Origin of the sequence: Limnoraphis robusta BA-68 BA1 (genome assembly GCF_034932365.1) — a bacterium.
Classification (GTDB): domain Bacteria; phylum Cyanobacteriota; class Cyanobacteriia; order Cyanobacteriales; family Microcoleaceae; genus Capilliphycus; species Capilliphycus robustus.
In genome coordinates this window covers 113255-122943 of sequence record NZ_JAYGHR010000067.1, presented here as the reverse complement: position 1 = coordinate 122943, position 9689 = coordinate 113255, and the positions used below count along the sequence as shown (strand labels likewise).

7 protein-coding genes are annotated in these 9689 nt (G+C 44.1%); 6 read left to right on the top strand and 1 reads right to left on the bottom strand.

Going from position 1 to position 9689, the window contains the following annotated elements:
- Positions 1-168: 168 nt before the first annotated feature.
- The 6 genes from VB836_RS18320 to VB836_RS18295 all read left to right on the top strand — a co-directional run bounded on the left by VB836_RS18320 (position 169) and on the right by VB836_RS18295 (position 8045).
- On the top strand, positions 169-522 hold the full coding sequence (locus VB836_RS18320) for a metal-sensing transcriptional repressor (RefSeq protein ID WP_046279600.1): 354 nt from the start codon (positions 169-171) through the stop codon (positions 520-522).
- 16 nt (positions 523-538) lie between these two features.
- Complete coding sequence (locus tag VB836_RS18315) at positions 539-1216, top strand: DUF2834 domain-containing protein (protein ID WP_323221349.1); 678 nt, start codon at positions 539-541, stop codon at positions 1214-1216.
- Positions 1217-1554: 338 nt separating this feature from the next.
- A complete protein-coding gene (locus tag VB836_RS18310) occupies positions 1555-3195 on the top strand; it encodes an efflux RND transporter periplasmic adaptor subunit (protein ID WP_323221347.1) in 1641 nt (546 codons plus the stop codon).
- A gap of 328 nt (positions 3196-3523) precedes the next feature.
- Positions 3524-6901, top strand: coding sequence for an efflux RND transporter permease subunit (locus tag VB836_RS18305; protein WP_323221345.1), 3378 nt, complete (start codon positions 3524-3526; stop codon positions 6899-6901).
- 39 nt (positions 6902-6940) lie between these two features.
- Positions 6941-7576 carry a GUN4 domain-containing protein gene (locus VB836_RS18300; protein ID WP_046279596.1) on the top strand — a complete coding sequence of 212 codons (636 nt, stop codon included), beginning with the start codon at positions 6941-6943 and terminating at the stop codon, positions 7574-7576.
- A gap of 217 nt (positions 7577-7793) precedes the next feature.
- Positions 7794-8045, top strand: coding sequence for a hypothetical protein (locus VB836_RS18295; protein WP_323221342.1), 252 nt, complete (start codon positions 7794-7796; stop codon positions 8043-8045).
- A 122-nt stretch (positions 8046-8167) separates the two neighbouring features.
- Here VB836_RS18295 and pyk read toward each other — a convergent pair whose 3' ends face one another.
- Positions 8168-9592: a pyruvate kinase gene (gene pyk / locus VB836_RS18290; RefSeq protein ID WP_323221340.1), complete on the bottom strand. Its 1425-nt coding sequence runs from the start codon at positions 9590-9592 to the stop codon at positions 8168-8170.
- Positions 9593-9689: the final 97 nt, after the last annotated feature.

Here is a 9689-nt window from a genome sequence, read left to right as displayed (position 1 = left end):
GGGGAGACTCACCCCTCTGGAGTAGGTTAGGAAACTAGCTTGCTGTAAGGGTTGTCAATGAATCAGTAATCCAAAGCCGTGAGGCTTGGAGAATCCCCTTTCTTTAGAAATGGGGAGTATGTCAAAATAAAGATTGAGAACGCTACTCATTGTTGTCAAAAATAACGCATGATTGGATCAGACCCCCAGTTAGAACAGCACAATCATCAAGCCGAACACGTTCACAATGGAAAGGCACAGGGACATTCCCATGTTCACAGTGAAGAATCTCTGCGCCGTATTGTGAATCGTTTGTCTCGGATTGAAGGGCATATCCGAGGGGTCAAAAGAATGGTCGCCGAAAGTGATCCTTGTCCCGATGTCTTAGTACAAATCGCAGCGATTCGGGGAGCATTAGACCGGGTAGCACGAATTATCCTAGACGAACATTTAAGTGAATGTGTTGCCAGAGCGGCAAAAGAAGGTAATATCGAGGGTGAGATCGAACAGTTGAAATCGGCTTTAGATCGATTTATCCCTTAATACTTTTGCTCTATTCATGTTTAGAAAAGTCTTTTTTGGATTGTTGTGGATTGGGTTTGTTGCCTACGCCTTTACCTTGGCTCCGCCTGATCAACCCGACACTTTAACTCTGATTAAAAATTTATCAACGGGCAACTGGCAGGGAATTAACCCTCTGATTGTTGCCCTTTTTAATTTAATGGGAATTTGGCCGATAATTTACAGCAGTTTATTGGTTTTTGAGGGTCAGGATCAAAACCTACGGGCTTGGCCGTTTGCGATCGCTTCTTTTGGGGTGGGGGCGTTTGCGATACTCCCTTATCTGGCTTTACGTCAACCCTCACCCGAATATTCCGGGGATCAGAACTTCTTCTTAAAAATATTTGACTCTCGGATTACGGGTGTTATTTTAACTTTAGGCACACTGACTCTGATCGGCTATGGTTTAAATGGCGGAGATGGGTCAGATTTTATTCAGCAATGGCAAACCAGTCGGTTTATTCATGTGATGAGTTTAGATTTTTGTCTGCTGTGTCTGCTATTTCCGGCTTTGCTGGGCGATGATATGACGCGACGGGGAATGAACAATCAGCTTTTGTTTTGGGGAGTCGCTTTACTTCCCTTGCTGGGGCCTTTATTCTATCTCTGTGTGCGATCGCCTAAAACTCCTACTCCTGGTCAAACTCAAGTCAATCAGCAGCAATCCGAAGCCTGAGAAACCGCAAGGGATTTGGATGATGGACGTTCACCGGATGATAAAAATTGTCCTACCGTTCCAATTGAAGATCATTTTCATTATACTAGACTACATAGTTTGATTTTTCCCCACAAAAAATCTCAAGTCTGTAAGCAAGACCTGGAATGAGGGTCAGAGGTATTGCGGTTAATATTTCTCTCAAAAAGATAGTGAGGGGAGGAGTTCATATAGTGTTAAAGACAAATTAAGACAATCAGGCTGTAGTCGATTCTGACTCGATCTCAGTTTAAAAAGTAAGTAAGAAGTATGCCAAAGGAAATTCGATGAACCTAACTTCAAAAACAATATTTAAGATTATGGATAACACAATACACTGGAACAAATCATTACCTCTGTTACTGGGAACTCTACTCCTGACTTCCTGTGCAGATAAACCCCAAGCGGCGGCACCTCCACCCGTTGTTGTCAGTATTGGTCGAGTTGAGTCAACCCAAGTTAGAGATAGCACCGAGTTTGTAGCGCGAGTTGAAGGGGTGGAAAATGCGGTGATTAGACCTCGGGTTAGTGGTTTGGTGAAACAAGTCTTTGTAAGGTTGGGCGATCGCGTCTCAGTCGGAAATCGGCTGATGTTGATTGATCCGTCTCAACAGCAAGCTAATTTGGAAAGCCGACTCGCTGCTGTTGAATCTAGACGCGCTCAACTGGAAAGTGCAAAAGCGAATTTAGACTCTCAACGCTCAGAATTAACAAGATTACAAGCGGAGTTAAGCTATCAATCTCAAGAAGCGAATTTAAGAGATGCTCAACAAACTTTAGAAGCCGAAAGACAAGAGAAGCAACGCCTAGAGTTTGAGTTGGAGTTTATCTCAGAAAAGGCAAATTTGAGAGATGCTCAAGAACGACTTGGAGCAGCCAATCGAGAGCGTGATCGTCGAGCCGTTGTCAAAGAAGAACGGGACAGTGCTTTTGAGAGATATGAAAAGCTGTGGGAAGAAGGCGTTGTTTCCTCAGAAGCCTATGATCAACGTTTGCGTGAGATTCGAGAAGCTGAAGCGGCGCTTGCTCAACAAGAAGATACCGTGCGATCTGTCAGAGCGCAAGTTTCAGCCTCTCAGCAGGATCTAGAGCGGAAGGTTAGTACCTTACAAGCTCAGATTAGCACTCAGCAAAGCCGGATCGAAGCGGCTCAAGCGAGGGTTGAGAGTGCCGGACAAGCTTTTGAACGCCAAGTCGCGACTCTAGACGCTCAAATTGCGAGTCAGGAAAAGGTGATTGATGCTCAACAGGCTGAGGTGAATCGCTTAGAACGGGAAATTGAACAAGCCCAAGCAGATGCGACAGGTCAACAAGTTCAGCTTGAGTATTATAATGTTGATGCTCCGATTTCTGGGATTGTGGGTGAGCTTCCGGTGAAAGTGGGAGACTTCGTTGATAGCCAAACCACTCTAACGAGTATTCGACAAAATGAGCGGCTAGAAGTGAGTATCAATATTCCTGTTCAACGATTATCTCAAATTAGAGTCGGGACACCCGTTGAGGTGATTAGTCAAGATACGGGTGAACTGATTGGTAGTAGTCGAGTGTCCTATATCTCTCCGAGTGCGGGAACTGGAACTCAAACGATTTTAGTCAAAGCGATTTATAACAATCAAGATAACAAACTGCGAACTGACCAAATTGTTCGTGCTAGAGTGATTTGGGAACAACTTGCAGGTATTACGGTTCCGACGACGGCTATTAGTCGGATTGGGGATCAAAGCTTTGTGTTTGTCGTTGAAGAACAAAATCAAGAGGGTCAGCAAATGCTGATTGCCAAACAAATACCCGTTCAGTTAGGAAGTATTCAAGGTCAAAGCTTTGAAGTTTTATCCGGTTTAAAGGCAGGCGATCGCATTGTCACCGAAGGAGTGATTAAGCTGCGGGACGGTACACCAGTTGCGGGTCAACAAGCTGAACAACCCAAAGCCGCACCGGGGTCAGCATCACCGTCTGAGTAGTTGAAATAGTTGCTGATGAATCCGGCTTTGTTCTGACTGGGGGGACTTGTTCAAGATTAATGAGTCAATCCCCCAGGCAAAGCTGCTTATTTTAGAGTCAACCCATTCAGTGCAGAATCTATAGAAAGTCAATGAGTCTGGTAAACTAGAAGGCAATTCTTGTAGGGGGAAATCGCTGCTTTTGAAAAAATTCTCTAATTATTCAGATAACATATAGGATTAATCCATTCAAAAATTCAGCTCATCTAGACAATTTGAACATTAAGTAACCGCGATCGCTAACCATCGGCACCCCTAACCCCGATACTCATCTACCCCTATATTCTTTATGCTGTTATTTGTTAGCACCTTTATTAAAAGACCCGTTTTAACAACGGTTTGCACGATTATTATTATTTTAGTCGGGACAGTTTGTATTCCCCTGCTGCCGATTACTCAGTTACCCCAACTTGCTAACACCCAAATTAACGTGACGGCGGTGAATATTGGGGCAGATGCTCAGACGACTGAAACCACCGTCTCTACAATTTTAGAGCGGGAGATTAACGGGGTTGAGGATATGAGATATATCTCCTCCAATACCGGAAATAACGGGGTGTCTAATATATCGGTGGTTTTTCCGGTTGATGTGGATCGAGACATCGCTCAAGTAAACGTTCAAAACAGAGTCTCTCAAGCCGAATCCACTTTACCAGAGTCCGTTCGACAAACCGGAATATCGGTGGCCTCTTCTTCTCCGAGTATTCTGCTTGTCGTCGCGTTTTACTCAGATACCAATGATAACGGCAGATATCTCTACGACGATATCTTTATGAGTAACTACCTGGATTTGAACGTTATAGACCAGCTTAGGCGAGTAACTGGGGTCGGTGAGGCGTCGATTTTTGGGGAACGGAAATATGCGATGCGAATTTGGCTTGATCCCCAACGGATGGCCGCACGGGGATTAACCACTCAAGATGTTGCCAATGCCCTACGAGAACAAAATATCCAAGTCGGAGCGGGAAAACTGGGTCAGAGTCCTGCACCAGAGGATCAACGCTTTGAAATCCCCCTACAAGCAAGCAGTCGTTTGCGTGGGGTGCAAGAATTTGAAGAATTGGTGTTAAAAGTTGGGGAGGATGGAACCCTCGTTCAACTGCGAGATGTTGGACAAGCAGAACTAGGGGCGGAGAATTATGATACTGTAGCGACTTTTAAAGGTCAACCAACCGTTGGGATCGGGATTTATCAACTCCCTGGCAGTAATGCCTTAGAGGTTGCGGATCAGGTGAAAGCAACGATGGCGGAGTTGAGTAAAAGTTTTCCACCAGGACTCAACTATGAAATTCCCTACGACACAACGTTGTTTATTTCGGCTTCTTTAGAAGAAGTGGTTGTCACCCTAGTTCAAGCGATTGGTTTAGTTATTTTAATTATCTTTATTTTCTTACAAGATTGGCGCACGACTTTGATTCCGGCTGTGGCGATTCCAGTGGCGTTAATTGGGGCAATGGCGGGGTTAAAAGTTATGGGATTTGAACTCAATACCCTAACGCTATTTGCTTGTACACTCGCATCGGGTTTAGTAGTGGATGATGCGATTGTGATTGTAGAGGCTATTTCTCAAAAAATCGAACAGGGAATGAAACCCCGTCAAGCCGCCCTGGATGCCATGCAAGAACTGACGGGTGCAACGATTGCGACTTCTTTGGTGTTGATGGCGGTGTTTATTCCGGTGTCATTCTTTCCGGGAACAACTGGAATTATCTTTAAACAATTTGCCTTAACGATTGCTTTTGCTGTTGCCTGTTCGACCTTTAACGCTCTGAGTTTTTCGCCGAGTATGTCAGCCGTGCTTCTGCGTCCGAAAGATCAAACAAAAGGGCCTTTAGGATTGTTATTTAGAAAGTTTAATCAGGGGTTTGGCTGGGTTCAAAATCAATACGCTAAAACGGTTAATTTTCTCGTTAGGATTAATACCCTGATCATGGGTATTTTTGTGGCAGGTTTGGTACTCACTGTTTTTATGTATCAATGGGTGCCTTCAGGATTTGTACCCGAAGAAGATCAGGGATATTTCATTATTATTTATCAAGCACCGGATGGGGTATCGCTCAACTATACGGCAGAAGCCGCCGAACAAATCACCGAAAAAGTATTAGAAATTCCCGAAGTTCTGGCTACATTTGGGATCGCTGGGTTTAGTTTTACTGGGGTCAACCCAAGTCAGGGGATTATGTTTGTTCCGCTCAAACCTTGGTCAGAACGTCCGACCCCCGATCAGTCAGTCTACGGTATCCTCAGAAGAATTAACGGATCTTTGCAAAGCATTCCAGGCCTGCGAGCCTTTGCGGTGAATGCACCGCCTGTACAGGGGTTGAGTAGTACGGGGGGTTTTGAATTTCAACTCCAAGATCGCACCGGGAACTTACCGATTTCGGCTCTAATTGATAATGGAAATCGCTTGATTGGAGCGCTCAACTCGGGTCAATATCCGGCTGTCGGAGCGGCTTTTAGTCAATTTACGGCAAGTAAGGCTCAAAAACAAATCGAAGTGCTGCGCGATCGCGCCAAAACTTTGAATGTTGATATTAGTGAGATTTTTAGAACGTTACAAACTTATCTGGGTTCGGCTTACATTAATGACTTTGTTTTAGGACAGCGACAATATCGGGTGGTTGTACAGGCGCAATCGGAGTCGAGATCTTCACCGCAGGATCTTGAAAAACTCTACGTCCGTTCTCTCAACAATGAGATGATTCCGTTGAGCAGTTTGATTAGAATCACAGATTTCGTTGGCCCGGAAACGATTACCCGTTTTAATATTTTCCGCTCAATGCTGATTCAAGGGAATCCGGCTCCGGGTTTTAGTACCGGACAAGCGATCGCCGCCCTCGAACAAGCTGCTGCTGAAGTGCTAGACCCTGGTTTTGGCTATGCGTGGCAAGGGAGTGCGCTGGAAGAACAATCTTCTGGGGGTGCGGCTCCGATTATTTTTGGTTTGGGGTTTGTGATGGTGTTTTTGGTGCTGTCGGCGCAGTACGAAAGCTATATTGACCCGTTGATTATTATGCTGTCGGTGCCGTTGGCGGTTTTGGGTGCGCTGTCTGCGGTGTGGTTACGTTCTAATATTTTGATGGCCGGAAGCATCTGGCCTGTAGTAGTCAACGATGTTTACTGTCAGGTGGCGTTGGTGATGTTGATTGGTTTGGCGTCGAAAAACTCTATTTTGATTGTGGAGTTTGCTAATCAATTACGTGACAAAGGACTGAGTATTAATAAAGCTGCCGTGCAAGCGGCAGAACAACGGTTTCGACCGATTCAAATGACGGCGATTTCTTCTCTAATTGGGTTCTGGCCGTTGGTGGTGGCATCGGGAGCGGGTGCGTCTAGTCGGTGGTCGTTGGGAACGGCAATTTTTGGAGGGATGTTAGTCGGAACGGTGTTAAGCTTGTTGATTACTCCGAACCTGTTTATTGCGGTGAAAAATTTAGAGGCGCGTTTATTAAAAGGGGAAAAGCCGGATCAAGATGACACTGATGATGGAAACGGTTCTAATGGTGGTCGTAGAGGTTTATTGAAAAGGAGAAAGAAAAATCATCAGGGGAATGGGAAAACCCCAGATTCTCAGTCTAATGGTGATGCTGAAGTGACAGAAACTACAACGCCTGATGAAGCATTGCGAATTGATCAATCTTCTGATCCGCAAGGAGAAGGGGTTTAAATAGATAGTTCACAGGATCAATCATCTGTAATTATTTTTATGACAGACAAAGAACAACTTTCATCCCCTGAAGATTCGGTTCAGTCAGATTTAACTGAATCAACTGTTGTCCGTTTATCTGAGCGGGTAGAACAGTTAGAACAACAGTTGAATAATGTATTGTTGCTGTTGAGTGATGTTTACCGTTATGGAAAATTACGGGATTTGTTAGCGGCGCAACAGTGGAAAGAAGCGGATCTCGAAACCACAAAAGTGATGTTGGAAATTGCCGGGCAAAGCAACCATGATAATATTACGCCAGAAGATGTGATTCAGTTTCCCTGTAGTAGTTTACGCTTGCTGGATAAACTTTGGCGTCAATATAGTGGCGATCGCTTTGGGTTTAGCTTGCAACAACAAATTTATGTCAGTGAAGGGGGAACGGATGATATTTCTAATATTGATTTAGCTATCTTAGAACGAGTTGGCGATCGCATGGGATGGCGTGCTAATAATAAATGGTTATCCTATGATCAGTTAGATTTTAGTGTATCGGCTCCCTTGGGTTGTCATCCTTCTAACTGGTGGCGTTCAGCTTATGGGGCGAAGATGGCTGTTTATTTTTTGGCACGGTTGATGCAATGTGATGTAACTTCTAATGTATTACTTGTAGAAGAGGAAAGCGAAAATGTTTAAAAATTGGTCTAGCGATGATTGGATTAATCATATTCTATTTGTGGTCACTATTTTGCTTTTACTGGCTTCTTTCCTTTTGACTTAATCTGGTTTTTGATTTTCAGAGTTTGTTTTAACTTTCGTAAAATAATCTTTGTAAATGGTCAAACCTTTGGTAAAACGGAGATAGAGACTAAACAAAAAATCTATATCTGAGTCAGAACGGGGGTAACAGGCAATGAACACCAGGCTTATTCTGTTTTCGGGGATTATGATGGCTTTGCTGGGGTCGGTGTTTGGGTTAGCCGTTTCTAAGTTACACCAGGACAGATATCAATGCTGTGATTACATTATTGGCAGCAGTGAGGTGGGTTACTCTCGCTCAAAAGCACCGAGTCAGTATGCAATGGCGGGAGCGGCGATGGGGTTTGCTGTGGGTTCTGTTTTAGAGACAGTTCGCCAGATGAAGCCTGAAGAAAATGAAGAATAGATCTTTAAACTTAATCTATAGGAAATAGATTATATCACAAAAAATACTAAATATCATAGGATATTTTAGAATATTGGAGCGGAAGAACTTCATTTGGAGCAATTCTCCCGCTACCTTAAATTTTAGCTTTCAATCCGATGAATTTTCAGGAAATTCGTTCCTCGCGGATGCTTAGTCGGAATTCCTGCAACAACGAGAATTTGATCGCCTGTACTGACTAACTGACGTTCTAACAGCAAGCTCTCGGCTTGATCGATTAATCCTTCAAAAGAACCCACTTCATGGGCGAGTAAAATCGGTCTTACACCCCAAACTAGATTTAAACGATGGTAGGTTTTGGAATCAGGTGTAAACGCGACAACAGGGGCTTTGGGTCGTTCGGCGGCGGCGAGTTCAGCCGTATAGCCTGTGCTGGTATAAGCAACAATACATTTCAAGGGCAGAATTTTATCAATCGTATTCAACGCTTCACTCAACGCATGGGTTTCGTCGGACTCGGCGGGAGGATAGTTAATAAATTTCAATTCCGGTTCGACATCAGAAGCAATTTTAGACAGCATTGCCACCGCTTTAACGGGAAAATGACCAACGGCGGACTCTCCCGACAACATCACCGCATCCGTACCGTCAATAATCGCATTAGCGACATCAGACGCTTCTGCACGAGTCGGACGGGGATTATTAATCATGCTTTCTAGCATTTGGGTTGCAGTAATCACCGGAATTCCTTTTTGGTTGCAGAGTCTAATAATCTGTTTTTGCAACAACGGGACTCTTTCGGGACTCATTTCTACACCTAAATCACCTCGGGCAACCATCAAACCGTCACATTCATTGATAATCGCTTCTAGGTTCGCAATAGCTTGGGGCTTCTCAATTTTTGCCATCACGGGAATCTTCCCTGCACCCCGTTGAGCGAGAAATTCTTTGAGATTGCGGACATCTTCAGCCCGACGGACAAAACTCAGAGACACCCAATCTATGCCTTGAGATAAACCAAATTCTAAATCCTGCATATCCTTTTCCGTCATCGAAGGTAGTTGCAAGATTAAACTGGGCAAATTAACACCTTTACGACTTTTGAGAAAGCCACCTTCAATCACTTTACATTTAACGGCATTTCCCGATATTGCCTCAATTCTTAATTCTAATAATCCATCATCAAGCAAAATTTGCGCTCCGGGTTCTGCTTCTTCTGCTAAGTAGGGATAATCAATCGAAACAGTATGAGGTTGATTGTCATATTCCTCGACAGGAACTAAAGTGAGGTATTCACCTGTTATCAGTTCAATCGCATCATCGGGTAACTGACCGACTCGAATTTTCGGCCCTTGTAAATCTTGCAATAATGTTATGGGCATATCCAAGTCTTGAGAAACTTGTCGTAACATTTTAATCGTCTCTGCATGGTCTTCATAGCTGCCATGAGAAAAATTTAATCGGGCGACGCTCATTCCTGCACAAGCCATTTGTTTGAGGATGTTGGGGTCTCGACTAGCAGGGCCAATCGTTGCGACAATTTTGGTTCGGTGGGTGAGTAGTTTCATGGCTGTTAATCTATTAGCAGTTAAAGGTTGATTGAAAGTTCTCCATTCAGGGAGACTCGATCTTTATTTTCAGTAGCTCAAGAACAAGATCAGCCGT